This window comes from Azospirillum brasilense, assembly GCF_007827815.1.
GTDB lineage: Bacteria > Pseudomonadota > Alphaproteobacteria > Azospirillales > Azospirillaceae > Azospirillum > Azospirillum brasilense_C.
In genome coordinates this window covers 248,385-273,070 of sequence record NZ_VITH01000008.1, presented here as the reverse complement: position 1 = coordinate 273,070, position 24,686 = coordinate 248,385, and the positions used below count along the sequence as shown (strand labels likewise).

Sequence of the window (24,686 nt, the reverse complement as noted above, 5' to 3'; positions counted from 1 at the left end):
TTCCTTGCGTTTACCTCCTGGCCATTGGCGCAAGGGGGACGGTCAGGGCTGGCTGAAAACCCAAGCGCGGGGACCTTTGCCGTGTCTTCCGCACAGAACTGCCGATTCCAATCGTTTTGCCATCCTTCGATTTTAATATCCATGCAATTTGAATAAGTTGGAAATGAGTACAGAGCTATCAAAGCGGGTATGCATTGCCATCTCATTACCGGTCCCTCCATGAGGCCGCGGATATCGACGGTTTTGGTCCATTAAAAATACATTATTTGTTTCATAGAAGCACAATTTATGAATGAGGGCAATAATCATTGCGCGCTAATGCACGAAACGCATTAACTACAAAAAATATTTATGGCAAATCTGCTCTCAATAATCATGCTGTGCTATGGAGCTTCGCTCTGTAAGCGATAAAATGTCAATGATGCGGGATACTTTCTCGATGCAATATACAATTATTGGAGTGTCTATCGAAAATTTTCTTGGAGGTCGGTTGGGATTTGCTGGAAGTGGGGCGCGGGCAACTCGCAATTTCGCCAAAAGAAGATAACCCATACGGGAAATTGTGGCGTCTTACAGCAACCATCATAGTGCCTTGTGGCATGCGATCGTGGAGGGTGCTATGGGCGGCGCCTTAAAAACTCTGGCGACGGTTGTGACGATGTCCGTGTGGGTGACCGCATTCCCGGCGGCCGCGTTCATCGATTTCTCTGATGGATCGATCAAGGTCAAGCACGGCATCGACAATGCGACGCTGGATCGCCTCGCTGGCATGATCAATGCCCTTCCAGAGGCGGCGCGAAGGGAAGCGATCCTTGGCTTGCAGCAAGCGCTACCAGAAATTGAAAAGAGCGTCGATAAGGCCATCGAAAGAATGGGCGTTGAGATTGATAGAGCGATTTCAAACTTGGGTTGCGTTGCCCAAGGAACGGTGTTTCAGGTAACGGAGTCCATCAGCAGTATCTTGCCGGATGTTTGGCAAAGTCAGTGCGAGCAAAGTGACCCAAAAACAGCCAGCGGCTCCACTTTAGTGCGAGACGCTCGCGTGGATCTGTGTGACACCCGAGGGGCAATGAGGGTCAGTAACGCCCCATCTTCGTTATCCGACGCATACCTTGATTATCTGGTTCGCTCTGAATACAGACGTTGCGCAGCAGCACACAGCGAGCCAAAGCGGCGCATTTACGAGTTCCAAGCGGAGGCTATATCCTACGCAAAGATGTGGGACTCGCTATCGAGAATCTGTGCTGATACTATCGACTGCTACACCAAGCGTCTTTCATCCCTGAAACTCATTGTTTCCAACGCAAACCCCCGCGACACCGCGGCGGCGAGAGCGAGCGAGCGACTTACGCAGGCGACCCTTCCCGATGGCTGGCTGGCCAACTGGAAACGGAACTTTCGTGATTACGAGAAATCACTGTATGTCATGGCTGCGATTGAAGAGGATATTCAATACTCTTCGAACGCGCGGAAAAAAGCAAATGACAAGTTGCATCAGGCCATGACAACAAAAACTTCTGCTGAGAACGACGTAAAATACGCGGAAGGGGAGATTCCGAAACTGGGGGCAACGCCCATGAGCGATATAAATGAGATAAATAAAAAGGCAAAAAGCATACTTAATTATCTATCAGCTGCAAATCAGAAAACTGTCGATGCCGATATTCAAGCGCAAGAAGCCCTTTCTTTTTCCATCGAAGCAAAGCAAAGAGTTGAGGACATTATGGCGAATTCAGCATCTGTCAGAAAACAAATTCCAATTCTCAAGGCTGCAACAGAAGCGGCGCGACAAAAGGCTATTGGTCTTTCGCTTAGGAGATATTATATTAGATAAAATACGTTAGATCGTACCAACCAATCATAATGGTTCTTATTGTTGAACAGCAACGTCCCTGTTTCTTGGCTGGGCGGAAGGCGGCAGGGCCTGCGAAGGCGATCACAGAGATTGCCATCGTATCTGGGTCCTGGCGCCAAAAGGGCTCCCATGGGGCTGATCCGATCGCTGTTCGGCCCAGGGGCGCGACGGGAGCCATGCTGAGCGACGCGATAGGGCGTCGGCTGTTGCCCTTGCTTCCGCCCGCAATCCCAGAACCGGCGCTCACGCCCACGCTGCCGGGGCGCGACATGCATCCAGCGCTTGGTCATGTCGCGTGGCAAGCGCATCTTGCGGATGGTCGGAAAAGCCGTTTGCGGACCGACTGTCATCGGATGAGTCGCAAAGAGGACGGCCGGTCGAGCGCGGCGGGCGCGGTCAGGCCGCCACGCGCTTTAGACGGGCTTCCATGCTGTCGAGACCGTCGGCCAATTCCGCCGCCGCCTGGTCGGCGATCGTCCGGGTGAAGGCCCAGGCGTCGTCCGTGGCGATGCGCGCCGCCTCGACGCGGGCGGACAGACGGTTGTGCTGGCCGCGCAGGGCGTCCAGAGTGCGCTCCAACTCGTCCCGGCTCATGCCCTGATACCCCTCAAGGCCGAACCGCTCCACCTGCGACCGCAGCCGGTCCAACCGGTCGGCGGTCGCCTGAAGCAGGGTACGGCATCTTGCATCATGGGCGTGCCGGTTGCGGCGGCTCATCTCGTGCTCCTCCCTTCGGATCGCTCAGCGGTCCCTTCGGCCGGATGCCCGGCCAGTGTTCCAGCGTGGCGCCGCGCGCTGGACGCTCGATTTCAAAAGACTGTGCATTGCACAAATGCACGGCCACGGCGCCAGAATAAGAAATCCATCCGGTTGCTTTTCATAGACGTATGAAAAGCAATTCCAGTTCCAGAGGACTTGATTTTTTGTGCGTCCTGCCCAATCGGGAGCGTTCCATGCCGCTCCGAATGCTTCGGATTTCTTGAATCCGGCTGGGCTCTTTCTGCACGATCGGTCCCGCCCCGTCAAGCGGGCCAGGGGTATAAGTCTATGGCGATTTGTCGCAGCCGAAAGGAAGAGTCCTATTTCTATCAAGCGGAAGAACTTGACGCAAAAAGGCCATTCCGTTTCGAAATAACCCGGATCTCTCCTGGATTAAAAAACCGCTCAACGGTCGTCATGCGCCCGTCGCTGCTGTCGTCCGACCGGGCGCAACTGCCACGTTTTGGTGAAGGGACTTGGCGGACTTGGGGAGCCCGTCACTCCGCCGCGATGCCGTAGGGGAAGCTTTCAGCGTTGGCCGGTTCCGGCAGGGCGGCTTGGCCGGGGCAGGACGGGCACTGGTTCGCGCAGTGGCTTTGCACCATGTCCCGCATCATCGGCACGCATTTGCCGCACTGGACCTGACGCTCGTAATGCCGGAAGACGGAGGCCGGGGTGCGGGCGCCGTTCTCAAGCGCCTTGGTGACCTGCTTGTCGTTCAGCGCGTGGCAGATGCAGACGTACATGGGCCCCCGGCAGCGGTGCGTGTTGTGCGGTTGTGCTGGAGCCAATGTGCTGCGACTGAGAATGATTGTCAATTGATCTGAATCATGACGGCCAAATTTGAGCGGATTGCGGCGGAATGTCACAGCTCGATCGAACGGGGGATGCGGCTACCTCCGTCGTCGACGCTTTTCTTCAAGCGGCGGGAGGATGCGGTGCGGCGAATGGGGTGGATGCTGGTGGCTGGGGTGGCCATCCTTTGGGCCGGGGCTGCCGCGGCGGAGGTGGGCATGCGCGCGCTGGCCTTCACCGACCCGGCGGATGGCGGGATCGCCCGCGCGGTGGTCTGGTACCCGACGGACGCACCGGAAACGCCGGTGCGTCGTGGCCCCTTCGCTTTCCGGGTGGCGGAGGGCGGGCCGCTGACCGAAGGGCGCCACCCGCTGGTGATGCTGTCCCATGGGTCCGGGGGAAGCGCCTTCGGGCACGCCGACACCGCCATGGCGCTGGCCCGGCGCGGCTACGTGGTCGCGGCGGTCCATCACCGCGGCAACGCCTTCGACGGCGACCGGGACGCCGGCACGGAGCGGATGTGGCGGAACCGTCCGGCCCAGCTGTCCGCCGCGCTCGACCATGTTCTGGCGGACCCGGATCTGGCCGGGCGCATCGATGGCGATCGCGTCGGCGCCTTCGGCTTCTCGGCCGGCGGGTACACGGTTCTGGTGGCCGCCGGCGGCGTGGCGGAGTTGGGGCGCATCGCCGATCATTGCCGGACCCCGCCGGACGGCGAGCGCTTCTGCCATCTTGGGAACGAGGAGACGCCGGGCCGCGTCGAGGCGCGCGACCCGCGCATCCGTGCCGCCGTCCTGGCGGCGCCGGTCGGCGTTCCCTTCTCCAAGGACGGCCTCGCCGGGGTGACGATCCCCATGCGCCTCTACCGGGCGGAGCGGGACGAGCAGATCGCCGCCTCCCAGGTCGAGGGGGTGCGCGACCGTCTGCCGACGCCGCCGGAGTATGAGGTGGTGGGCGACGCCGGACACTTCGCCTTCCTGATGCCGGTGCCGGCCGCCATCGCCGCGGAGGTCGGGCCACCCGCCCAGGACCCGCCGGGCTTCGACCGCGCGGCCTTCCATGAGCGTCTCAACACGGAGATCGCCGATTTCTTCGACCGCGCTCTTGCAATCGGGCGCCAGGGGCGCTAGCCCCTCGGCATGAGCGACTCATCCGACACCGCGTCCGCCCGCGCGACCCCGGCGCACGCGCCCCTGGGGCAGACCATCTATCTGGCGCCCGAGGGCTTCGTTCCGGACCTCGTGGCCGAACTGGGCGACGTGGCGGCGGTGGAGGACCGGCTGGTCTTCGCCGACGGACCGGCCCGTCCGGCCGCCTGGGCGCAGAACATCTGGCACGACCCGGTGCGGATCGAGTTCGCGTCGATCAAGGAAGGCGCGCGGGCCCTGCGTTCGATCCAGCGCAACTGGGCGCTCTGGACGCTGCGTCATCACCGGCGGGCCAGCCTGATCCAGGAGAACCTGCCGCACGTCTCGGCCAAGCCGGTCGTCTTCCCGTCGCCGCTGCCGACGGCGCCGCTGGGCTCCTGGACGCTGCTGGATGAGAACACCATCGTGGCGGCGGCGCGCTGCTCCAGCCCCTACCGCCACGGCGAGGTCGCCTTCGTCGAGAACCGCACGGTGCCGCCCAACCGCGCCTATCTGAAGCTGTGGGAGGCGTTGACCCTGTTCGGCGAGCAGCCGGGGCCCGGCGACCGCTGCATCGACCTCGGCGCCTGCCCCGGCGGCTGGAGCTGGGTGCTGCACGAGCTGGGCGCCAGCGTGGTCAGCGTCGACAAGGCGCCGCTCGACCCGGCCATCGCCGCCCTGCCGCGCATCGAGTTCCGCCAGGAGAGCGCCTTCGGCCTGAAGCCGCAGGATGTCGGGCCGGTGGATTGGCTGTGCTGCGACGTGATCTGCTACCCCACGCGCCTGCTGCGGCTGGTGAACCAGTGGATGGAGAGTGGGCTGGCCAAGCGCTTCATCTGCACGCTGAAGTTCCAGGCCGAAACCGACCACGAGACGGCCCGCGCCTTCGCCGCGATCCCCGGCGGGCGGGTGCTGCACCTGCACCACAACAAGCACGAGCTGACCTGGATGTGGCCGGCGGCTCCCGTCTGAGCGCGGCTACGCCCGGCGCAGGGCCAGTTCCAGCGCCGGCTTGAGAATCGAGGCGGCGCCGTAGCCGATCTCCACCACCTCCTCCGCGCGGTCGAACTCCAGGATGCCGATGTGGGCGAGCCGCGGTGCGATCAGCACGTCAGGCGGCTCGCCGGCGAGGCGGGAGCGGGTGATGCGGTCCTGCATGATGTCGATGGACCCGGCCATCACGTCCATCACGTTGGGCGGGACGTCGGAGGCCGGGGCGCGCGTCAGCTGGTCGGCGAGGAAGCGTGTGCGCGCCGCCGGCCGCCGGCCCATCCAGGAGGCGATCTGCGAGGTCAGGGTGGAGAAGACCGGCGAGGTCGCGTCCCCCGCCGGGGCCATCGCCTCTTCCTGAAGGGCCTGGGCCTGCTGCATCTGGGCCGCCTGCATCTGGGCCGGCTTCGCCTCCGCGGCCTTGCGCAGCTTGGCGGCGCCGCGACCGGAGGGGCGGCTCAGCGGCGACAGCTCGCTGTTCAGGTTGACCGCGATCACCACGTCCGCGCCCAGCGCGCGGCAGAGCGACACCGGCACCGGGTTGACCAGCGCGCCGTCCACCAGCCAATGGTCGTCGCGCCGCACCGCCGGGAACAGGCCGGGCATGGCGGCCGACGCCTGCACCGCGCTGAGCATCGGCCCGTCGCGCAGCCAGATTTCCCGCCCGGTGCTGAGGTCGGTGGCGACCGCGGCGAAGGGCTTGCGCAGCTGATCGATGGTGACCTCGGTCCGGTGGTTGCGGAAGCGGTCGAAGGTGCGGTCGGCGGCCAGCAGCCCGCCGCGGCGGAAGGTGAGGTCGATGATGCCGAGCATGCCGAGCCAGCCCATGCTCTGGGCCCAGGCCTGCAGCTCGTCCAGCTGGTCCGTCAGGTAGGCCGCGCCGACCACGGCGCCGATCGAGGTCCCGCAGATCACGTCGGGCTCGACCCCGATCTCCTCCAGCGCGCGCAGGACGCCGATGTGGGCCCAGCCGCGCGCCGCCCCGCTGCCCAGGGCCAGTCCGATCTTCAGTCCGCTCACCGCCAGCACCTCGTGTCTTGTGGGCTCGGTCAGGCTTGTCCGGCGCCGACGCGTCGATGGGTGTCCAAAGGGATTTGGGGCATCGGACCGTCGGTGGAAACCCTTCCATCCGGAGGACGCGGAACGCGCCCGGGGGCCTCCGCATGGGGGATGCCGAAAATTGTACCCGCTTTTGCCCTCTATTTGACTTGCATCAGTTTTTCTTCCGATTACCTGTGGCATTGCGATGGATGAAAGAGTTTCCGGGTGACGTTAACCAAACATCAACTGGAAGCGTCCAATGTCGCTCTCAACACGGACAGTCAGGGATGGCGGAGGTTGCCATGGCCCAGGAATTCAAGAGTTTCAAGAAGGATTGGCAGCGCTGGTCGGCGGCGGAGAAGCTGACGGCGGTGGCCATCCTGATCGTCGCCGCGGTCGCGCTGGGTGGCCCTGTGACCATTCTGTTCTGAATTGCCTCGGGTGACCGGCGCATTTCGCCTCACAGCAGAGAGGCGAGGGCCGCGATCCCGAACGCTCCCAGCACCGCGCCCGAAACGCGGTTGACCCATAGCATGGCGGCGGGCGTGACCCGGCGCCGGAACGCCCCGACCGAGGCGCTGAGCCCCAACCACCACATCGCCGAACCGAGGAAGACGCCCGCGACGAGCAGGGCGGCGACACCGGTGCTGCTTCCATCCCCCGCCGACACCCCCAGCCCGCCGAACACCGCGGCGAAGCTGAGGATCGTCGCCGGATTGGCGAGCGTCAGCGCGAAGGTGGAGGCGTAGGCCCCGGCCAGACCGCCGCCGCCGCCGCCGCGGGCGTCCGCGGCGCGCTCCGCCGGACGGGCGCGCAGGGTGCTCCAGCCCAGCCACAGCAGCATCAGCCCGCCGACCAGCTTCAGCGCGACCTGCGCGCCGAGCAGCGCGTCGGTGACCAGGGCCACCCCGAAGCCGGCGATGGCGCCATAGACCGCGTCCGCGCTGGCGGCGCCCAGCCCGCTGACGAAGCCGTGCGCCGGCCCGTCGGCCAGGGTGCGCCGGATGCACAGAAGCCCGATCGGCCCGACCGGGGCGGCGATGCTGAATCCGATGATCAGGCCCTTCAGCAGGGCGGGCAGCGCGTCCATGGCGAATGCTCCAACAAAGGCGTCAATCTGATTCGATGGGAAGGACCGGCGTCTCCTTGACCGAGGAGAGCGCGATCACGGTGTGGGAGCGCACGACGCCGGGGAGCGCCTTCAGCCGGTCGGAGAGGAAGCGTTCCAGCGCCTCCGTGTCGGCCACGCGCACCTTGAGCAGATAGGACCAGTCCCCGGTGACGTGGTGGCACTCCTGAACCGCCGCCGTGGCGCGCATGGCGTCTCGGAAGGGCGCGTCATGCTCGGGACGGTCGAGCAGCACGTCGACGAAGGCCAGCACGTCCAACCCGGCGGCCTTGGGCGACAGCCGCGCCCCCCAGCCCTGGATCACGCCGTTGGCCTGCAGCTTCTTCAGCCGCTCGTTCACGGCGGACACCGACAGTCCGGCCGCCGTCCCGATGTCGGCGTAGGAAGCGCGTCCATCCCGTTGGATGTGCGCGATGATTTTGCGGTCTGTATCGTCCATAGCCGCAATATTTGCTGATTATGCTCGGTATGGCAAGAGCTATGTGCGGGTCAGTCGCCCATCCGGCGGAAATCCGGCTTGCCGGCGCCGCAGCGCGGGCAAAACCAGTCGGCCGGCAGGTCCTGGAAGGCGGTGCCGGCCGGCGCGCCATGCTCCGGGTCGCCGACGCGGGGGTGGTACTCGTAGCCGGGGCAATCGCCGCCGCCGCACCGCCAGACGTCGGACAGGCGCGGGTCCTCGGCCCGCGCGGGGCGGGCGAACAGGGCCAGGATGACGGCCGGAATGACGGCGGCGATCAGGCGCAAGGCGCCACGCCGCTGAAGGAGAAGGAGCGGGGGGTGGGGAGGGGTGGCGGGCATGGCGGACCGTCCGGCGGATCGAGGTGCCGCACTATGCCCCGCGATCCTTTGCGGGATGATGACGGTGGTGGAGCGAAGGGAAGCGGGTCAGCGCCGCCGCGGCGCCTTGCCCTTGAGATGGGCGCGCTGCAGCTTCGCGCCGGCCAGATCCGCCCCGTCCAGGTCGGCGTTCTCCAGGTCGGCGTCGGTCAGGTTGGCCTGGACCATGCGGGAATCGGTGAGCATCGCCTGCCGCAGGTCGGCGCCCATCAGGTTGGCGGCCCAGGAGCGGCCGGTGGGCCGTCCGCTGGGGTCCTTGATCTCCGCCGGCCCGAGGTTGACCCGCGTCAGGTCGGCCCCGGTCAGCCGGGCGAAGCTGAGGTTGGCGCCGGACAGGTCGGCGCCCATGAGGTTCGCGTGCTCCAGATTGGCGCCGGACAGGTCGGCCATCATCAGCCGGGCGCCGGTCAGCGCCGCGTCGGACAGGTTGGCGCCGCGCAACGAGGCCGCGCTGAGATTGACGCCGCGCAGATCGGCGCGGCTGAGGTCCGTGCCATCCAGGTCGGCGCGTTCGCCGCGCTGGCCGACGCTGTCGATCCAGCGCTCATGGTCGAAAATCGCCCGCTGGATTTCCGACCCCATGCTGTCGATCGGGCGGGTCAGGCAGGCGGCGCCAAGCTTGGCCTGCGAAAGATCGCAATCGACCATCCGCGTGCCGACCAGATCGGCGTTGTCGAAGGTGCAGCCGTCCAGCAGGGCGCCGGTCAGGTTGGCCCCGTTCAGCCGCGCCCCGGACAGGTTGGCGTCGGTCAGCACCGCGCCGGAGAGGTCGGCGTTCTGCAGCACCGCTCCGCACAGATCGGCTTCGGTCAGGTTGGCCCCGGCCAGCACGGCGCCGGTCAGGTCGGTCGGAATGCCGCCCTCCGCCGTGGCGCCGCCCTGAAGACGGGCCAGGGCGGTCCGGTGGGTCTGCCGGGTGGCTTCGGCGTCCTGGACATCCGGACCGGTGCCGCGGCGGGCGCAGCCACCCGGTTCCAGCGTGCCGGCGCGCAGGTCGGCGTCGCGCAGATTGGCGTTGGAAAAGTCGGCGGAGCGCAGCCGCGCGCCGCGCAAATCCGTCTGCATCAGGTTGGCGCGGGTGATGTCGGCGTCGCGCAGGTCCACGCCGAAGAGGTCGGCACCGGCGAGGTTGGTGCCGCTGAGCCGGCTGCGCGCCAGCTTCGCCCCGACCAGCCGGGCGCCGCGCAGGTCGCGCTGCGACAGATCCGCGCCCTCCAGATCGGCCAGCGCCAGGTTGGCGCGCGCGCCGCCCGGCTGGCCCTTGATCCAGCGGGCGTGCCGGTCCAGCACTTCGGCCAACTGGTCGGGCCGAAGATAGGAGGGTGCCGGCGCGGGGGCTGTGGCGACGGGGGGCACGGGCAGCAATCGAACGGGGGTTGTTTTCGCTATCCAAACTATGGGGGTAGATTCCTTACCGAAGACTAAACGGTAAAGGTCACGGCAGTACCTCTTATGGTTGCCGTTTTTTACCCTGCCCTTGTCACGACCGGTTCCGTGAGCCGTCGGGGGCATGGCTCCGGCACCGGCGATCCGGAAGCGAATCGGGGAGGCGAATCGGAGGACGGGCCGTCGTGTTTCACTCTTGTAACGCGACGCGCCACCGTTCCAACCCGCGCACGGCCATCCCATAAGTCCAGGAAATCTGGGCGTTTTAAAGACGTTAACCATTGGTTTCTTGACAGAAGCGGGGGCTCTGCCGCCAAAAGGCATCGGACAAAAAGGGGGCGGTCCATGCGCCGCTCCGTTCGGGACCCCATGGAGGCATGATGACCGAGGCCAAATTCCAACCGACCCCAGCAGCCAAGCTCGGCCGGAGGGAACTGTTGCGCATCGGTCTGGCGACGGCCGCCGCCGGGATGGTGATGGCACCGGAGGTGTCGGAGGCGGCTTTGCGCGCCCCGCCGCGGCAATTGGTCCTGCTCAACCTCCACACCGGCGAGCGGGTGCGGGCTGAATACTGGTCCAAGGGCCGCTACCAGCGCGACGGCCTGCGGGAGATCAACCATCTGCTCCGCGATCACCGCACCGGTGCGGTGCATCCCATCGACCCCAAGCTTCTCGACCTGCTGCACGCGCTGACCCGCAAGGTCGGGGGCAAGACGCCGGTGCACATCATCTCCGGCTACCGTTCCCCAGAATCCAACGCCTGGCTGCGCGAGCAGGACGGCAGCGGCGTCGCCCAGAACAGCTTCCACATGCAGGGCAAGGCCATCGACCTGCGGGTGCCCGGCCTGCCGCTGCGCACTCTGCAACGCGCGGCGCTCAGCCTGCGCGGCGGCGGGGTGGGCTATTACCCGGACAGCAATTTCGTCCATGTCGACGTCGGCCCGAAGCGGCAGTGGGCCTCCTGACCGGCCTTCCGTGAGGAAACGAAAAAAGCCCCCGCCGCTTGGACGGGGGCTTTTTCTGTCGCTGAACCGTGGTCGACGGGGCCGCCTTACTCGACGGTGACCGACTTGGCGAGGTTGCGCGGCTGGTCGACGTCGGTGCCCTTCAGCACGGCGACGTGGTAGGCCAGCAGCTGGACCGGGATGGCGTAGAGCAGCGGGGCGACCAGCGGGTCGCAGGCCGGAAGCTCCAGCGACCAGCGGACCTTGTCGGACAGCTTGTCGATGCCCTTCTTGTCGGCGATCAGCAGCACCTTGCCCGACCGCGCGCAGACCTCCTGGACGTTGGACACGGTCTTTTCGAACAGGTTGTCCGACGGCACCAGGACGATCACCGGCACGCTCTCGTCGATCAGCGCGATGGGGCCGTGCTTCAGTTCACCCGCCGCGTAACCTTCGGCGTGGATGTAGCTGATTTCCTTGAGTTTCAGCGCACCTTCCAGAGCCAGCGGGTACATCGCGCCGCGCCCCAGGTACAGAACGTCGCGGGCCTCCGCGACCTCCTGCGCCAGCTCGTGCAGGCGTTCGTCGTGGGCCAGCACGTCGGCGGCGCGGGCCGGCACCTCGCGCAGGGCCTGGGCGATCTGCTGCATCCGCTCGGCCGGGATGACGCCGCGGTCGTGGCCGACCGTGACCGCCAGACAGGCCAGCGTGGTCAGCTGGGTCGTGAAGGCCTTGGTCGAGGCGACGCCGATCTCCGGGCCGGCCATGGTGTAGAGCACCGCGTCGGACTCGCGCGCGATGGTGCTTTCCGGCACGTTGACGATGGACAGGATCTTCTGGCCCTGGCGCTTGCAGTAGCGCAGCGCCTCCAGCGTATCCAGCGTCTCGCCCGACTGGCTGATGAACAGCGCCACGCCGCCCTCGGGCATCGGCGCCTCGCGGTAGCGGAACTCCGAGGCGATGTCGACCTCGACCGGCAGACGGGCCAGCGTCTCGAACCAGTATTTCGCCACCACACCGGCGTAATAGGCGGTGCCGCAGGCGACGATGGTCAGCTTCGTCGCCTTGGCGATGTCGAAGCTGGTCTCCGGCAGCGTGACGCGGCCGGTTTCCGGGTTGATGTAGGCGTTCAGCGTGTCGCCGATGACCTGCGGCTGCTCGTAGATCTCCTTGAGCATGTAGTGCCGGTAGCCGTCCTTGCCGATCAGCGCGCCGGACAGGGCGGTGGTCTTGACCGGACGCTCCACCACCGCGTCGTTGGCGTCGTGGATCACGGCGGCGGTGCGGGTCAGCTCGACCCAGTCGCCGTCCTCCAGATAGCAGATGCGGTTGGTCAGCGGCGCCAGGGCGAAGGCGTCGGAGGCGAAATACATCTCCCCCTCGCCGTAGCCGACGGCCAGCGGCGTGCCGTGGCGGGCGCCGATCAGCATGTCCTCCTGGCCGGAGAACAGCAGCACCAGCGAGAAGGCGCCGGTGAAGCGCTTGAAGGAGGCGGCGGCGGCCTCGACCGGGCCCAGCCCCTCCTTCTCCATATAATAGGTGACGAGGTGAGCGATCACCTCGGTGTCGGTGGCGCTTTCGAAGACGTAGCCGTGCTCGATCAGCTCCGCCTTCAGCTCCTGGTAATTCTCGATGATGCCGTTGTGCACCACGGCCACACGGTGGGTGGCGTGCGGATGGGCGTTGTTCTCGGTCGGGCCGCCGTGGGTGGCCCAGCGGGTGTGGCCGATGCCGATCACGCCCGGCAGCGGCGCCTCGCGCAGCTTGGCGTCGAGGTTGAGCAGCTTGCCCTCGGCGCGGCGGCGCTCGATGCCGCCCTTGACCAGCGTGGCGACGCCGGCGCTGTCGTAACCGCGGTATTCGAGGCGGCGGAGACCCTCGACGAGACGGGGGGCCGCGTCATGCGTGCCGATGATGCCGATGATGCCACACATGAACCTGCAACTCCTGAATGATGGCCGGGGCCGGGTGAACGGTCAACCGGGGCAATCTTACGCCTTTTTCGCTTTCTCGTTTTGCTTCCGTTCGCGGAAACGCTTGGCCCAGCCGGTGTAAGCCTGCTGGCGCCCGCGCGCCACGACCAGCGCGTCGCCCTCCACGTCGGTGGTGACCACGCTGCCCGCCCCGACGATCGCGCCGTCGCCCACCGTGACCGGGGCCACCAGCGCGGTGTTGGAGCCGATGAAGGCCCCGGCGCCGATGTCGGTGTGGCTCTTGGCGTAGCCGTCGTAATTGCAGGTGATGGTCCCGGCGCCGATGTTGGCCTTCGCCCCCACCCGCGCGTCGCCGATGTAGGTCAGGTGGTTGACCTTGGCGCCGGCCTCGATCTTCGCGTTCTTGATCTCGACGAAGTTGCCGATGTGGGCGTCGGGGCCGATCTCCGCCCCCGGGCGCAGGCGGGCGTAGGGGCCGACCTGGGCGCCGCTGTCCACGCGCACCTGCTCCAGATGGCTGAAGGCCTTGATCTCGACCCGGTCGGCGACGACCACGCCGGGGCCGAACACCACATGCGGGCCGACGATCACGTCGCGGCCGAGGCGGGTGTCCACGCAAAAGGTGACGCTGTCCGGATCGGTCAGGGTGGCGCCGTTGTCCATGGCGGCCTTGCGCAGGCGGCGCTGGATCAGCTTCTCCACCTCCGACAGTTCGGCGCGGGAATTGACGCCGACGACCTCCGCCGGGGCGGCCTCGACCACCGCGCAGGCCATGCCGTTGCTGCGGGCGATCTGGACCACGTCGGTGAGATAGTATTCGCTCTTGGCATTGCTGTTGCCGATGCGGCTGATCAGGTCGAACATCCGCGCGCCGTCGAAGGCCATCAGGCCGGCGTTGCACAGGGTGACCTGCCGCTCCTCCTCCGAGGCGTCGAGATACTCGACGATCTTCTCCAGCCCGCCGCGGGCGTTCAGGATCAGGCGGCCGTAGGCGCCGGGATCGTCGGGGCGCATGCCCAGCACGACCACCGCCGGGTCGCTCGGCTGGCGCCGCGCGGCGACCATGGCGCGCAGCGTGTCCGGCGTGACCAGCGGGGTGTCGCCGTAGAGCACCACGACGTCGCCGTCGAAGCCTTCCAGCAGGCCGAAGGCGGCGCGCACGGCGTCGGCGGTGCCGCGCTGCTCGTGCTGCACGGCGGTGGGGTAGGGGGCGACGGCGTCGGCCACATTGTCCATGCCGGGGCCGACCACGACGACGACATGGTCGGGGTCGAGCGCCCGCACCGCGGACAGGACGTGGCCGACCATCGGCTGGCCGGCCACGCGGTGCAGGACCTTCGGCAGGTCCGACTTCATGCGGGTGCCTTTGCCGGCGGCGAGAATGACGCAGGCGAGCGGGCGTTGCGGAGTCATCGGATATCCCTGCAGTATTGGAAACGGGTTATGGCGGACGGGTGGAAAAGCGAGCGCATCAAAATCCGGGCAAACAGTCAGTCCTCAAGCATTGAGTGCCACATCCGGCGCCGGGACCCCAAGTCAACTTTTGTGTCAATCTGACATACACAAATCGCGGCCCGAGGGTGTACGCATCCCGCGCCGTCGGCGCCGAAGGGCCTATGCCGGGGGTGGGGCGCGGGAACTGGGGGTCGCCGCCGGGGGAGGGGCGTGCTATCGAAGGAGGTATTCGCCCGTCTTCGAACACCCTGGGATATCCGCCATGCCCGCTGCCATGCCCGCTGCCGCGCCCGTCGCCATTCCCTTTTCCGCGGTCGTCTTCGACCTGGACGGCACGCTGATCGACAGCGCGCGGGACATGACCCGAGTCCTCAACCGCACCCTGTCCCGCTTCGACCGCCCGGCCCTCAGCGAGGCCCAGGTGCGCGGCATGGTGGGCGACGGCTCGGCCGCGCTCGTCCGGCAGGCCTTCGCGGCGACGGGCGACGCCCTGGCCGAGGAGACGCTGCGGATGGCCCTGGCCGATTACCTCGACGACTACTTCCAGGACGACGAGCCTCCGGTGCTCTATCCCGGCGTCCCGGAAACCCTGGCGGCGCTGGCCGAGGGCGGCGTGAAGCTGGGGCTGTGCACCAACAAGCCGGAGCGCATCACCCGGAAGCTGCTGGACGCGCTGGGCTTGTCGCCCCTGTTCGGCGCGCTGGCCGGCGGCGACACGCTGCCGGTGAAGAAGCCCGACGGGCGCCACCTGTCCTGGGTGGTCGAGGCGCTGGGCGGGGGCCGCGCCGCGATGGTGGGCGACAACCGCAACGACGTGACCGCCGCCCGTGCCGCCGGGGTGCCGGTGGTGGCGATGACCTACGGTTATCCCCGCATGCCCGTGCAGGAGCTGGGCGCCGACCTGCTGCTCGACCGCATCGCCGACCTGCCGGACGCCCTGCGGCGCCTGGGCCGCTGAACGGGATGGCCGGCTTCGCGGGGGCAGCGAAGGCTTTGCCGTAGGTCTCCTTCTTGTCATGGTTAACGAGAGATTAACGGTGGCTAACGAAAGGTAAATGTAGTTGGATGGGTGCATCGAATGGTGGTGAGCGAAGGAGACACCCGATGGCCCAGATCCTTGCCTTCCCCGGTAAGACCCAGACCGGCAACACCCTCTCCGCCGACGCTCTGTCCATCGAAGGCCACAACGCCGCCCGCACCCCGGCCAACAGCCAGATCGACTCGGCCACCGCCGACTTCGACCGGATGATGGCGCACCACAGCGACCTCCAGCGCAAGATGGCTGAGTTCAACCGCCTGTGCGAGCAGGCGCTGGCCGAGCGGCCGATGGCCGACCTGCTCTACCACCCCACCGTCGGCAGCGGCGGCGTCGGGCGCGCCTGATCCGTTAAGGCGGGGCGGGGCGCTCCGCCGTCTGGTCGGTCTTGTGGGCGGCGGTGAGGTGGATGACCACCCCGCCGAATCCGCTGTCGGTCTCCAGCCGGACGGGCAGGGGCGGGCCGGCCCCTTCCACCGGAGCGATCCACAAATCGACGGGCGGGCGTTCCTCCCGCCCTCCGCCGCGCTGCCAGAAGGCTTGGCGTGGCGTGCGCTCGTAGCCGGCGATCGGATTGTGCGACACCCGGCATTGCCGTGCCGCGCCGGTGAACACCGAATGGCGCGACGCCCCGATCATGGTCATTCCCCGGTCCGTGAAGATCATGTCGTAGCGCCTCCGCCCGTCATAAATGGGCACCGTGCGCTGGCATCCCTCACCGTGCAGCCCCGCCATCAGCATCTCAAGGACGCCACTCAGCGGGTCGCGGGTCTGCCGCGTGAGGTTCTCGGGGACAGGGTCGCGGTCCTCCTCCGCCGGCGGCGGGGAGACCTGGGAGCGGACGCTTCCATCCGGGCCGTAATCGAGGGTGACCGTCCGCGGGGAGCCGCGCAGGACGCCGGATTGGGTGTGGCGGATCGGCGAGACGCCGTCGGACCGCACCGTGCCGACGCTCAAGGATTGCGTTTCCCAGGGAAACAGGCGCCCCAGAAAGCCGTCCGTCGCGGCGTTGACCTGAACGCTGTAGCGGCCCTCGGTCAGGGTCAGTTCGGCCCGCGCATCGAGCACGGCCACGCCGCCGACATGGACGCGGTAGTCCAACTGCCAGCGCTGCGCCAGGGCGGGCAGGGGGAGCAGCCCGGTGACCGCCGCGCCCAATCCGGCGACGAGACCGGCGACGAGGGCGGCCGAGGGACGCTTGGCGGGAAGCTTGACGGGAAGCGCGGTCCGGTGCGTCATGTCCATTGGCTCATCGGGGGCTCCGGGCGGAAGGGCTTCTTTGATATTGGTGCGAAACAGGTGCTTGACAGGAGGGGGCGGGGCCTTTAGAAACCCGCCTCACCGCAGCGGTGGCAACGACGCGACAGCGAAACGAGCCTGATGCCGACGCGGTTTTACTGGGATGGGCGCATAGCTCAGCGGGAGAGCACACCCTTCACACGGGTGGGGTCGTAGGTTCAATCCCTACTGCGCCCACCATCCCAAAGTCCGGTGGTTCCAGGGCTTTGCGGATGGTACCATCCCCTCCACCACGAGAGTTGGTTAAGACCGGGGTCCATCGGACCTCGCTTTGCCGTCTCCGCGGTGCGTCAGCGGTTGTTTCTTTGGGATGGGCGCATAGCTCAGCGGGAGAGCACACCCTTCACACGGGTGGGGTCGTAGGTTCAATCCCTACTGCGCCCACCATCCCAAACACCGCCTCCTCTCAAAAACATCACCAGAAAACGCTCCAGCAATGAACCGTCGCGCCAATGGCGCGATTCGGTGCTCGGAGTTTCACTGCACAAAAATCCCGGCGCAGCCGCGCGTGTCTTTTTGAGACGAACGCCGCCGCAGTTGATTCAGATCATCTACAGCGCGTGGGGTTTTCGTCTATCGCTTCCAACATCCGATTTGCTCAATCATCTGGAAGCAGTGACATGGAAGATACGCGCGTGACCCTTCTCGCCCTCGGCCTGCTGGTCGTGGCGCTTGTCGTGATCCTCGGTTCGGTGGTGCTGTCTCCGGCCACCCTGGTCCTCCTGGCCACGCTCGGCGCCTGGGTGAACCTGACCTATCTGGTCGTCGTCACGCTGATGCGTTGACCCAGTCCGCGGGCGGGAGACCGCGCGGTCCGACCCGCCCGCAGGATGGAAAAATTTCAAATTCGGGCTCGCCCGGTTAATTCCATGACTGGACAGCGCCGATCCGGCGGTTTATCCCAGCGCCGTTTATGACGCCTGTGGAGCACCCGCCATGACCTCCCTCGCCGCCGCCCGCCTGCCGGAGTCGGAACAGCCCCTGCCGGTCGTCCGCAGCGTCGACGATCTCCGCGCCCAGGTGTCCGCCTGGCACCGCGACGGCAAGACGGTGGCCCTGGTGCCGACCATGGGCGCGCTGCACGACGGCCATCTCGCCCTGGTGCGCCGCGCGCGGGAACTGGCCGACCAAGTGGTCGCCAGCGTCTTCGTCAACCCCACCCAGTTCGCCCCGCACGAGGACTTCGACCGCTACCCGCGGGACGAGGCCGGGGATTCGGGCAAGCTCGCCTCGGCGGGCTGCCATCTGCTCTACGCCCCCACGGTGCGCGCCATGTATCCGGAGGGCTTCGCCACGGCCATCTCGGTCGGCGGCCCGGCGGAGGGGCTGTGCGGCACCTTCCGGCCGCAGATGTTCGGCGGCGTCGCCCTGGTGGTGACGAAGCTGTTCCTGCAGGCCCAGCCCGACGTGGCGGTGTTCGGCGAGAAGGACTACCAGCAGCTCATGGTCATCCGCCGCTTCGCCCGCGATCTCGACATTCCGGTGCGGGTGGAGGGGCTGCCGACGGTGCGCGAGGCCGACGGGCTCGCCATGTCCTCGCGCAACGCCTACCTGTCCGCCGACGAGCGCGCCCGCGCACCGGAGCTGAACCGTGCGCTCCTTGAGGCCGCCGCGGCGTTGGCCAGTGGCGCGGAGGCCGCCTCGGTGCTGGAGGCGGTGCGAGCGCGCATCACCGCCGCCGGATTCGGCTCCATCGACTATGTCGAGCTGCGCGACGCCGACACGCTGGCGCCGGTCACCCGTATGGAGCGTCCGGCGCGCCTGCTGGCCGCCGCCTGGATGGGCAAGGCCCGCCTGATCGACAACGTCCCGGTCCTTCCGGCGTAGCCGCCGGCGTTCCATCCCCGGTCCGCACGCCTGCCCCGCCACGCGAAGGATCGCAGAGGGGGTGTGGTGTCCTATACTCTCTGGCGACCGCGCTGTTGCGCGCAAGAACCAAGGGAAGGAAGGCACCATGCCGTATGATTCCGTGGACACCGCCCGCCGTCTTGGGTTGAAGGACGCCGAGCTGCTGCGATTCCAGGGCTTCGTCGATGGCCGGTGGATCGACGCCGACAGCGGCAAGACCGTGGAGGTGACCAACCCCGCCGACGGCAGCGTTCTGGGCAGCGTGCCGATGATGGGCGCGGACGAGACGCGCCGGGCCATCGACGCCGCCGAGCGCGCCTGGCCGGCCTGGCGGGCGCTGACCGCCAAGGAGCGCGCGAAGACCCTGCGGACGTGGTTCGACCTGATGATGGCGAACCAGGAGGATCTGGCCCGCATCATGACGGCGGAGCAGGGCAAGCCGCTCGCCGAGGCGCGGGGCGAGGTGGCCTACGCCGCGTCCTTCATCGAATGGTTCGCCGAGGAGGGCAAGCGCGTCTACGGCGACACCATCCCGCAGCATCTGCCGGGCCGCCGCATCGTCGTGACCAAGGAGCCGATCGGCGTCACCGCCGCCATCACGCCGTGGAACTTCCCGGCGGCGATGATCACCCGCAAGGCCGGTCCGGCGCTGGCCGCCGGCTGCCCGATGGTTATCAAGCCGGCGACCGCCACCCCGCTGACCGCGCTCGCCATGGCGGTTCTGGCGGAGCGGGCGGGCATTCCGGCGGGCATCCTCAGCGTCGTCACCGGCTCCGCCCGCGCCATCGGCGGCGAGATGACCGGCAACCCGACGGTGCGCAAGCTGACCTTCACCGGCTCCACCGAGATCGGCAAGGAGCTGATGGCCCAATGCGCCGGCACGGTGAAGAAGGTGTCGCTGGAGCTGGGCGGCAACGCGCCCTTCCTGGTCTTCAACGACGCCGACCTCGACGAGGCGGTGAAGGGCGCCATCGCGTCCAAGTACCGCAACACCGGCCAGACCTGCGTCTGCGCGAACCGGCTTCTGGTGCAGTCCGGGGTCTACGATGCCTTCGCGGCCAAGCTGGCCGAGGCGGTGAAGGCGCTGAAGGTCGGCCCCGGCCTGACCACGGACGGGGCGCAGCAGGGGCCGCTGATCGACATGGCGGCGGTGGAGAAGGTCGAGGACCACATCCGCGACGCCACGGAGAAGGGCGCCCGCGTGGTGCTGGGCGGCAAGCGGCACGCGCTGGGCGGCAGCTTCTTCGAGCCGACCATCCTCGCCGACGTGACCCCGGCGATGAAGGTGGCGCGCGAGGAGACCTTCGGCCCGGTCGCCCCGCTGTTCCGCTTCGAGACGGAGGAGGAGGCCGTGCGCATGGCCAACGCCACCGAGTTCGGGCTGGCCGCCTACTTCTACAGCCGCGACATCGGGCGCGTCTGGCGGGTGGCGGAGGCGCTGGAATACGGCATCGTCGGCATCAACGAGGGCATCATCTCCACCGAGGTCGCCCCCTTCGGCGGCATGAAGGAAAGCGGCATCGGCCGCGAGGGTTCCAAGTACGGCATCGAGGATTACTTGGAAATCAAGTATTTGTGCATGGGCGGCATCGGCGGCTGAAAACCGGGCGCTGATTTCAAGTGAAAAAGCGGGGCCGGTCGCGCAAGTCGCTTTGACCGGCCCCGTTTTTTTATCTAGGATAAATCATCGTTAAATATGCCCATGCCCCATCCAGGGGAATGATGGGGGAAAGGCGGCCCGGTGCGCTTCCTGCTGCGGCGCTCCGATGGGGACCCGGTGTCGTTGATGCCCGTCCTCATCGCGGTGTTCCTGGTGCTGCTCGCCGCCCTGGGCACCTGGACGGTGGTCGCCGCCAAATCCGGCGCTCGCAGCGCCGGTGGCGACCGCAAGGCGCAGAAGACCTACGCCTCCCTTCCGACGATGACCTTCACCCTGGGCGGTGGCGACGCGCGCCAAGTGGACATCCGCGTGCTGCTGGAGATCGAACCCACCGCGGATCCAAACCCGGCGACGCCCTACGTCCCCCGCATCGCCGATCAGATGGCCGACCGGCTGCGCCAGATCGAGCCCGGCCAGTTGAACGGGGCCGAGGGCGCCAACCTGATCAAGAGCACCGTGGCGAGCGTGATGAAGCGCGAGGCGCAGGCCATCCGGGTGCGCGAGGTGCTGCTGGAGCGGATGGTGGTGCGGTAGGAGGGCCGCTGGCTCCGCTTGCCCCCCCTCCCGCGCTTGCGCGCGGGTCCCTCCCTCCCCCGCTTCGCGGGAGAGGGAAGACTGCCCCCTCTCCCGCGAAGCGGGGGAGGGTCGGGGAGGGGGCGAAACGCCCCTAGGAGAACGCCTTACTCCGCCGCCGCCCGGCGGTCGGCGTCGCGCTTCAGACGGGCGCGCTTCAGCTCCTCGGCCAGCAGGAAGGCCAGCTCCAGCGCCTGGCTGGCGTTCAGCCGCGGGTCGCAGGCGGTGTGGTAGCGCAGCGCCAGCTTGTGGTCGGTGATCGCCTGGGCGCCGCCCGTGCACTCCGTCACGTCCTGGCCGGTCAGCTCGAAATGGACGCCGCCGGCGTGGGTGCCCTCGGCCTCGTGCACCGCGAAGAAGTCGCGCGCCTCCGACAGCACCTTCTCCACCGGGCGGGTCTTGTAGCCGCTGGAGGACTTGACGGTGTTGCCGTGCATCGGGTCGCTGGACCAGACGACGACGCGGCCCTCGCGCTGCACCTTGCGCAGCAGGGGCGGGAATTTCTCCGCCACCTTGTCGGCGCCCATGCGGACGATCAGGGTCAGGCGGCCCGGCTCGTTGGTCGGGTTCAGCAGGTCGATCAGGCGGATCAGCTCGTCCGGATCGGTCGTCGGGCCACACTTCAGGCCGATCGGGTTCTTCACGCCGCGCAGGAACTCGACATGCGCGCCGTCCAGCTGGCGGGTGCGGTCGCCGATCCACAGCATGTGGGCCGACACGTCGTACCAGTCGCCGGTGGTGCTGTCGACGCGGGTCATCGCCTGCTCGAACGGCAGCAGCAGCGCCTCGTGGCTGGTGAAGAACTCGGTCTCGCGGATCTGCGGGGTGGTCTGGGCGGTGATGCCGCAGGCCGCCATGAAGCCCAGCGTCTCGTCCAGCCGGTTGGCGATCTCGCGGAACTGCTCACCGGCGGGGGAGCGCTCGACGAAGCCCAGCGTCCACTGGTGCACCTTGTGCAGGTCGGCGTAGCCGCCCTGCGAGAAGGCGCGCAGCAGGTTCAGCGTGGCGGCGGCCTGGGTGTAGGCCTGCATCATGCGCTCCGGGTCGGGAACGCGGGCGTCCGGCGTGAAGTCGAAGCCGTTGATGATGTCGCCGCGGTAGGACGGAAGCTCGATCCCCTCCAGCACTTCGGTGTCGGCGGAGCGCGGCTTGGCGAACTGCCCGGCCATGCGGCCCACCTTGACCACCGGGATGGCGGCGCCGAAGGTCAGCACGACGGCCATCTGCAGCAGGACGCGGAAGGTGTCGCGGATGTTGTTCGGGTGGAACTCCGCGAAGCTCTCCGCGCAGTCGCCGCCCTGCAGCAGGAAGGCGTTGCCGGCGGCGGCGGCGGCGAGGCTGTCCTTCAGCCGGCGCGCCTCGCCCGCAAAGACCAACGGGGGATAGGAGGACAGGCGCTGCTCGACCGCTTCGACCTTGGACGGGTCCGGATAGGTCGGAAGCTGCTTCGCCGGCTTCGACCTCCAGCTGTCGGGGGACCAACGCTCAACCATGACGCCCGCTCTTTCCTTGTGCTAAGGGTTCCTCTCGAAGGCCGGATGACGGCCAGAGGGGTACTCTGTATAGCGGTCGCCGGGAAATTTTTCCATAGTTTCGACCGCAACTTCCGCAATGGATGATGCGGCGCCGCGCCCGAAAAAGCGTGCTGGCCGGGGCGTCCGGCGGGAGCCTATACAGACGGTTACGCAGGTGTGCGGAAGGGTCAACGGGTGAAACCATCCTCCTGGGGTCAGGCGGCCTCCGTCTATCTTGACCGGCGCGTTCTGGCCATTCTGTTCCTCGGCTTTTCCGAAGGGCTGCCGCTGGCGCTGACCGGGTCCACCCTGTCGATCTGGCTGCGCGAGGGCGGCGTCAGCAAGACGGCCATCGGCCTGTTCGCGCTGGTCACCATGCCCTACGCGCTGAAGTTCGTCTGGGCGCCGCTGATCGACCGGCTGCGCCTGCCGGTGATGACGCGGCTGTTCGGGCGGCGGCGCGGCTGGGCCCTGGTGGCCCAGGCCGGGCTGATGGCGGCCCTGATCGGGCTGGGCAGCACCAACCCGGTCACCGACCTGTGGTGGACCGCCATGCTGGCCGTGGTGGTGGCCTTCTTCTCGGCCAGCCAGGACATCGTGGTCGACGCCTACCGCGTCGAGGTTCTGGAGGAGCACCAGCAGGCCGCCGGTGCGGCCATCCTCGTGCTCGGCTACCGCTTCGGCATGCTGGCGGCGGGGGCTGGGGCCTTGTACCTCGCGGAGTTCTTCGGCTGGCACATCGCCTATTACGTCATGGCCGGGCTGGTCGCGGTCGGCATGGTGACGATCCTGCTGAACCGCGAGCCGAAGGTCGCGGACACCGCGGAGTCCAAGGCGCGGGAGCAGCATGTGGCCGACTGGCTGACCGCCCGCCCGCACCTGACGGGCTGGAAGGCGGACCTGCTGGCCTGGATCTACGGCGCCGTCGTGGCGCCCTTCGTGGAGTTCATGACCCGCCCGGCCTGGGCGGCGGTCCTGCTGTTCATCGCCTGCTACAAGCTGGGGGACGTGCTGGCCGGGGTGATGTCGGCGCCCTTCTACGTCGATCTCGGCTTCGAGAAGACGGAGATCGCCAACGTCACCAAGCTGTTCGGCCTGTGGGCGACGATCATCGGCGGGCTGATCGGCGGCGTGCTGGTCGGGCGCATCGGCGTGCTGCGCGGGCTTCTGGTCGGCGGGCTGATGCAGATGCTGTCCAACCTCGGCTATGTCATGCTGGCGCAGGTCGGGCACGACGTGTCGGCGCTGGCGGTGACGGTGGCGCTGGAGAATGTCTGCGGCGGCATCGCGACGGCGGCCTTCGTCGCCTATCTGTCGAGCCTGTGCAACACCGCCTACACGGCCACGCAATACGCGCTGCTCAGCAGCTTCTACAAACTGGGAGGCGACCTGTTCGGCGCCTCGTCCGGCTGGCTGGCCGAGCGGATGGACTGGAGCAGCTTCTTCCTGCTGTCGACCGGCGGCGCGGTGCCGGGACTGCTGGTGCTGCTGTGGCTGATGACGCGGCCGAGGCCGGACGAGGCGGTGGTGAAGGCAGGAACGTAACACTTGCCCCCACCCTGACCCTCCCCCGCTGGGCGGGGGAGGGGAATATGGACCTTACTTCACCGGGGTCATCTTGCCGGAGCCGGGGCCGGCGCCGAGATCGGCACCCGTCACCGGGTTCACGTCGGTGCGCGACATGGTGCGCTTGGCGGCCTCGTTGACGGCCTTCATCTCTTCCGCCGCCAGCCGGACCGAGGGGTTGCCGTCACCGCCGCTGACCGGGCCCTGGTCGGGGGTGACGTTCACGAACTCCCACTGCTCGCCCTGGTTCCACGGGCCGCGCATGTCGCCGTCGCCCTGGCTCATGTTGTAGTACTTGTCGGTGTATTCGGGGTTGCCCGGCAGCTTGCCCGGCGGGAAGTTGTTCTCGATCGAATAGAGCGCCTTCTCGAACATCTTCTGGTGCGCCACCTCGCGGGTCATCAGGAAGGTCAGCGCGTCCTTGACGCCCGGGTCCGGGGTGATGTTGATGAGGCGCTCATAGATGATCTTGGCCCGCGATTCCGCGGCGATGTTGGAGCGCAGGTCGGCGGTCGGCTCGCCGATGCTGTCGATGTAGCCGCCGGTCCAGAGCTGCCCCGCGGAGTTGGTCAGGGCCGGGCCGCCGCCGTAGAGCAGGGCCAGCGTGTGGCTGCCGTTGCCCTTGGCGATGTCGGCGTAGAGGTCGGTGACCTCCTCGGCGCCTTCGGCCAGCTTGCCCTTCACGCCCTTGGTCAGCATGGCGACGATGCTGCCGATGATCTCCAGATGGCTCAGTTCCTCGGTCGCGATGTCGATCAGCATGTCCTTGCGGCCCGGGTCCTCGTCGGACAGGCCCTGCGTGAAGTAGCGCAAGGCCGCCGCCAACTCACCCTGGGGTCCGCCGAACTGTTCCAGCATCAGGCTGGCCAGCTTCGGGTCCGGTTCAGCGACGCGGACGGTGTACATCAGGTTCTTGTTGTGCATGAACATGCGTAGGA

The 24,686-nt window shown here is 67.3% G+C and carries 24 protein-coding genes and 2 tRNA genes; 14 read left to right on the top strand and 12 right to left on the bottom strand.

The window, feature by feature from the left end; genetic code table 11:
• Positions 1 to 619 precede the first annotated feature (619 nt).
• Positions 620 to 1,834, top strand: coding sequence for a hypothetical protein (locus FBZ83_RS18470; RefSeq protein WP_145686758.1), 1,215 nt, complete (start codon positions 620 to 622; stop codon positions 1,832 to 1,834).
• 417 nt (positions 1,835 to 2,251) lie between these two features.
• Here FBZ83_RS18470 and FBZ83_RS18465 read toward each other — a convergent pair whose 3' ends face one another.
• Positions 2,252 to 2,572 carry a hypothetical protein gene (locus tag FBZ83_RS18465; RefSeq protein WP_145686756.1) on the bottom strand — a complete coding sequence of 107 codons (321 nt, stop codon included), beginning with the start codon at positions 2,570 to 2,572 and terminating at the stop codon, positions 2,252 to 2,254.
• A gap of 539 nt (positions 2,573 to 3,111) precedes the next feature.
• Entirely contained in the window at positions 3,112 to 3,360 is a 249-nt protein-coding gene (locus FBZ83_RS18460) for a (2Fe-2S)-binding protein (protein ID WP_145686754.1), read from the bottom strand.
• Positions 3,361 to 3,561: 201 nt separating this feature from the next.
• Here FBZ83_RS18460 and FBZ83_RS18455 point away from each other — a divergent pair, with 201 nt between their 5' ends.
• Both FBZ83_RS18455 and FBZ83_RS18450 read left to right on the top strand, forming a co-directional pair.
• Entirely contained in the window at positions 3,562 to 4,539 is a 978-nt protein-coding gene (locus tag FBZ83_RS18455; RefSeq protein WP_145686751.1) for an alpha/beta hydrolase family protein, read from the top strand.
• Positions 4,540 to 4,548: 9 nt separating this feature from the next.
• Positions 4,549 to 5,508 (top strand): SAM-dependent methyltransferase, encoded by a 960-nt coding sequence (locus tag FBZ83_RS18450; RefSeq protein WP_145686749.1) that lies wholly within the window; start codon positions 4,549 to 4,551, stop codon positions 5,506 to 5,508.
• 6 nt (positions 5,509 to 5,514) lie between these two features.
• Here FBZ83_RS18450 and FBZ83_RS18445 read toward each other — a convergent pair whose 3' ends face one another.
• Positions 5,515 to 6,546: a patatin-like phospholipase family protein gene (locus tag FBZ83_RS18445; protein WP_307833608.1), complete on the bottom strand. Its 1,032-nt coding sequence runs from the start codon at positions 6,544 to 6,546 to the stop codon at positions 5,515 to 5,517.
• A gap of 323 nt (positions 6,547 to 6,869) precedes the next feature.
• Between FBZ83_RS18445 and FBZ83_RS32360 the strand changes: the two genes are divergently transcribed.
• Entirely contained in the window at positions 6,870 to 6,998 is a 129-nt protein-coding gene (locus FBZ83_RS32360) for a hypothetical protein (protein ID WP_282184081.1), read from the top strand.
• A 29-nt stretch (positions 6,999 to 7,027) separates the two neighbouring features.
• Here FBZ83_RS32360 and FBZ83_RS18440 read toward each other — a convergent pair whose 3' ends face one another.
• The 4 genes from FBZ83_RS18440 to FBZ83_RS18425 all read right to left on the bottom strand — a co-directional run bounded on the left by FBZ83_RS18440 (position 7,028) and on the right by FBZ83_RS18425 (position 9,889).
• On the bottom strand, positions 7,028 to 7,657 hold the full coding sequence (locus FBZ83_RS18440; protein ID WP_145686745.1) for a LysE/ArgO family amino acid transporter: 630 nt from the start codon (positions 7,655 to 7,657) through the stop codon (positions 7,028 to 7,030).
• Between the two features lie 22 nt (positions 7,658 to 7,679).
• Positions 7,680 to 8,135, bottom strand: a complete 456-nt coding sequence (locus FBZ83_RS18435; protein WP_145686743.1) for an Lrp/AsnC family transcriptional regulator — start codon at positions 8,133 to 8,135, stop codon at positions 7,680 to 7,682.
• 50 nt (positions 8,136 to 8,185) lie between these two features.
• Entirely contained in the window at positions 8,186 to 8,494 is a 309-nt protein-coding gene (locus tag FBZ83_RS32480) for a rubredoxin (protein WP_145686742.1), read from the bottom strand.
• An 87-nt stretch (positions 8,495 to 8,581) separates the two neighbouring features.
• Positions 8,582 to 9,889 (bottom strand): pentapeptide repeat-containing protein, encoded by a 1,308-nt coding sequence (locus tag FBZ83_RS18425; protein ID WP_145686740.1) that lies wholly within the window; start codon positions 9,887 to 9,889, stop codon positions 8,582 to 8,584.
• A 410-nt stretch (positions 9,890 to 10,299) separates the two neighbouring features.
• Here FBZ83_RS18425 and FBZ83_RS18420 point away from each other — a divergent pair, with 410 nt between their 5' ends.
• Positions 10,300 to 10,884 carry a DUF882 domain-containing protein gene (locus FBZ83_RS18420; RefSeq protein WP_247875149.1) on the top strand — a complete coding sequence of 195 codons (585 nt, stop codon included), beginning with the start codon at positions 10,300 to 10,302 and terminating at the stop codon, positions 10,882 to 10,884.
• A gap of 86 nt (positions 10,885 to 10,970) precedes the next feature.
• Here FBZ83_RS18420 and glmS read toward each other — a convergent pair whose 3' ends face one another.
• Positions 10,971 to 12,797: a glutamine--fructose-6-phosphate transaminase (isomerizing) gene (glmS, locus tag FBZ83_RS18415; protein ID WP_145686738.1), complete on the bottom strand. Its 1,827-nt coding sequence runs from the start codon at positions 12,795 to 12,797 to the stop codon at positions 10,971 to 10,973.
• Between the two features lie 57 nt (positions 12,798 to 12,854).
• On the bottom strand, positions 12,855 to 14,210 hold the full coding sequence (gene glmU, locus FBZ83_RS18410) for a bifunctional UDP-N-acetylglucosamine diphosphorylase/glucosamine-1-phosphate N-acetyltransferase GlmU (RefSeq protein ID WP_145686736.1): 1,356 nt from the start codon (positions 14,208 to 14,210) through the stop codon (positions 12,855 to 12,857).
• A gap of 304 nt (positions 14,211 to 14,514) precedes the next feature.
• Here glmU and FBZ83_RS18405 point away from each other — a divergent pair, with 304 nt between their 5' ends.
• Both FBZ83_RS18405 and FBZ83_RS18400 read left to right on the top strand, forming a co-directional pair.
• Positions 14,515 to 15,210, top strand: coding sequence for an HAD-IA family hydrolase (locus FBZ83_RS18405; RefSeq protein ID WP_247888355.1), 696 nt, complete (start codon positions 14,515 to 14,517; stop codon positions 15,208 to 15,210).
• Positions 15,211 to 15,356: 146 nt separating this feature from the next.
• Positions 15,357 to 15,635, top strand: coding sequence for a hypothetical protein (locus tag FBZ83_RS18400; protein ID WP_145686734.1), 279 nt, complete (start codon positions 15,357 to 15,359; stop codon positions 15,633 to 15,635).
• A 4-nt stretch (positions 15,636 to 15,639) separates the two neighbouring features.
• Here FBZ83_RS18400 and FBZ83_RS18395 read toward each other — a convergent pair whose 3' ends face one another.
• Complete coding sequence (locus FBZ83_RS18395) at positions 15,640 to 16,527, bottom strand: DUF3108 domain-containing protein (protein ID WP_145686732.1); 888 nt, start codon at positions 16,525 to 16,527, stop codon at positions 15,640 to 15,642.
• Between the two features lie 165 nt (positions 16,528 to 16,692).
• Between FBZ83_RS18395 and FBZ83_RS18390 the strand changes: the two genes are divergently transcribed.
• From FBZ83_RS18390 to FBZ83_RS18365, 6 genes are all read left to right on the top strand, one after another.
• A tRNA-Val gene (locus tag FBZ83_RS18390) sits at positions 16,693 to 16,767 on the top strand.
• 132 nt (positions 16,768 to 16,899) lie between these two features.
• Positions 16,900 to 16,974 (top strand) — tRNA-Val (locus tag FBZ83_RS18385).
• Between the two features lie 233 nt (positions 16,975 to 17,207).
• Positions 17,208 to 17,372, top strand: a complete 165-nt coding sequence (locus FBZ83_RS18380; RefSeq protein ID WP_014240656.1) for a hypothetical protein — start codon at positions 17,208 to 17,210, stop codon at positions 17,370 to 17,372.
• 151 nt (positions 17,373 to 17,523) lie between these two features.
• Positions 17,524 to 18,414 carry a pantoate--beta-alanine ligase gene (gene panC, locus FBZ83_RS18375; protein ID WP_145686731.1) on the top strand — a complete coding sequence of 297 codons (891 nt, stop codon included), beginning with the start codon at positions 17,524 to 17,526 and terminating at the stop codon, positions 18,412 to 18,414.
• 127 nt (positions 18,415 to 18,541) lie between these two features.
• Positions 18,542 to 20,035: an NADP-dependent succinate-semialdehyde dehydrogenase gene (gabD, locus tag FBZ83_RS18370; RefSeq protein ID WP_145686729.1), complete on the top strand. Its 1,494-nt coding sequence runs from the start codon at positions 18,542 to 18,544 to the stop codon at positions 20,033 to 20,035.
• 186 nt (positions 20,036 to 20,221) lie between these two features.
• A complete protein-coding gene (locus FBZ83_RS18365) occupies positions 20,222 to 20,629 on the top strand; it encodes a flagellar basal body-associated FliL family protein (RefSeq protein WP_247888354.1) in 408 nt (135 codons plus the stop codon).
• A 146-nt stretch (positions 20,630 to 20,775) separates the two neighbouring features.
• On the opposite strand, the gene FBZ83_RS18360 is transcribed toward FBZ83_RS18365, so the two are convergent.
• The gene (locus FBZ83_RS18360; protein ID WP_014240660.1) at positions 20,776 to 22,161 is read right to left on the bottom strand and encodes a class II 3-deoxy-7-phosphoheptulonate synthase; all 1,386 of its coding nucleotides are present in this window, start codon (positions 22,159 to 22,161) and stop codon (positions 20,776 to 20,778) included.
• 216 nt (positions 22,162 to 22,377) lie between these two features.
• Here FBZ83_RS18360 and FBZ83_RS18355 point away from each other — a divergent pair, with 216 nt between their 5' ends.
• Positions 22,378 to 23,727 (top strand): AmpG family muropeptide MFS transporter, encoded by a 1,350-nt coding sequence (locus FBZ83_RS18355; RefSeq protein WP_145686725.1) that lies wholly within the window; start codon positions 22,378 to 22,380, stop codon positions 23,725 to 23,727.
• Positions 23,728 to 23,781: 54 nt separating this feature from the next.
• Here the strand turns inward: FBZ83_RS18355 and FBZ83_RS18350 are convergent, their stop codons facing one another.
• Complete coding sequence (locus tag FBZ83_RS18350) at positions 23,782 to 24,678, bottom strand: manganese catalase family protein (protein WP_014240662.1); 897 nt, start codon at positions 24,676 to 24,678, stop codon at positions 23,782 to 23,784.
• Positions 24,679 to 24,686: the final 8 nt, after the last annotated feature.

Excerpts from the sequence above, each read along its gene's own strand:
- FBZ83_RS18470 (WP_145686758.1), top strand. The coding sequence starts at position 620 with ATGGGCGGCGCCTTAAAAACTCTGGCGACGGTTGTGACGATGTCCGTG.
- FBZ83_RS18450 (WP_145686749.1), top strand. The coding sequence starts at position 4,549 with ATGAGCGACTCATCCGACACCGCGTCCGCCCGCGCGACCCCGGCGCAC.
- gabD (WP_145686729.1), top strand. The coding sequence starts at position 18,542 with ATGCCGTATGATTCCGTGGACACCGCCCGCCGTCTTGGGTTGAAGGAC.
- glmS (WP_145686738.1), bottom strand. The coding sequence starts at position 12,797 with ATGTGTGGCATCATCGGCATCATCGGCACGCATGACGCGGCCCCCCGT.
- panC (WP_145686731.1), top strand. The coding sequence starts at position 17,524 with ATGACCTCCCTCGCCGCCGCCCGCCTGCCGGAGTCGGAACAGCCCCTG.
- FBZ83_RS18405 (WP_247888355.1), top strand. The coding sequence starts at position 14,515 with ATGCCCGCTGCCATGCCCGCTGCCGCGCCCGTCGCCATTCCCTTTTCC.
- FBZ83_RS18400 (WP_145686734.1), top strand. The coding sequence starts at position 15,357 with ATGGCCCAGATCCTTGCCTTCCCCGGTAAGACCCAGACCGGCAACACC.
- glmU (WP_145686736.1), bottom strand. The coding sequence starts at position 14,210 with ATGACTCCGCAACGCCCGCTCGCCTGCGTCATTCTCGCCGCCGGCAAA.
- FBZ83_RS18435 (WP_145686743.1), bottom strand. The coding sequence starts at position 8,135 with ATGGACGATACAGACCGCAAAATCATCGCGCACATCCAACGGGATGGA.
- FBZ83_RS18395 (WP_145686732.1), bottom strand. The coding sequence starts at position 16,527 with ATGACGCACCGGACCGCGCTTCCCGTCAAGCTTCCCGCCAAGCGTCCC.
- FBZ83_RS18380 (WP_014240656.1), top strand. The coding sequence starts at position 17,208 with ATGGAAGATACGCGCGTGACCCTTCTCGCCCTCGGCCTGCTGGTCGTG.
- FBZ83_RS18455 (WP_145686751.1), top strand. The coding sequence starts at position 3,562 with ATGGGGTGGATGCTGGTGGCTGGGGTGGCCATCCTTTGGGCCGGGGCT.
- FBZ83_RS18460 (WP_145686754.1), bottom strand. The coding sequence starts at position 3,360 with ATGTACGTCTGCATCTGCCACGCGCTGAACGACAAGCAGGTCACCAAG.
- FBZ83_RS18365 (WP_247888354.1), top strand. The coding sequence starts at position 20,222 with ATGCCCGTCCTCATCGCGGTGTTCCTGGTGCTGCTCGCCGCCCTGGGC.
- FBZ83_RS18465 (WP_145686756.1), bottom strand. The coding sequence starts at position 2,572 with ATGAGCCGCCGCAACCGGCACGCCCATGATGCAAGATGCCGTACCCTG.
- FBZ83_RS32360 (WP_282184081.1), top strand. The coding sequence starts at position 6,870 with ATGGCCCAGGAATTCAAGAGTTTCAAGAAGGATTGGCAGCGCTGGTCG.
- FBZ83_RS32480 (WP_145686742.1), bottom strand. The coding sequence starts at position 8,494 with ATGCCCGCCACCCCTCCCCACCCCCCGCTCCTTCTCCTTCAGCGGCGT.
- FBZ83_RS18350 (WP_014240662.1), bottom strand. The coding sequence starts at position 24,678 with ATGTTCATGCACAACAAGAACCTGATGTACACCGTCCGCGTCGCTGAA.
- FBZ83_RS18440 (WP_145686745.1), bottom strand. The coding sequence starts at position 7,657 with ATGGACGCGCTGCCCGCCCTGCTGAAGGGCCTGATCATCGGATTCAGC.
- FBZ83_RS18360 (WP_014240660.1), bottom strand. The coding sequence starts at position 22,161 with ATGGTTGAGCGTTGGTCCCCCGACAGCTGGAGGTCGAAGCCGGCGAAG.
- FBZ83_RS18420 (WP_247875149.1), top strand. The coding sequence starts at position 10,300 with ATGACCGAGGCCAAATTCCAACCGACCCCAGCAGCCAAGCTCGGCCGG.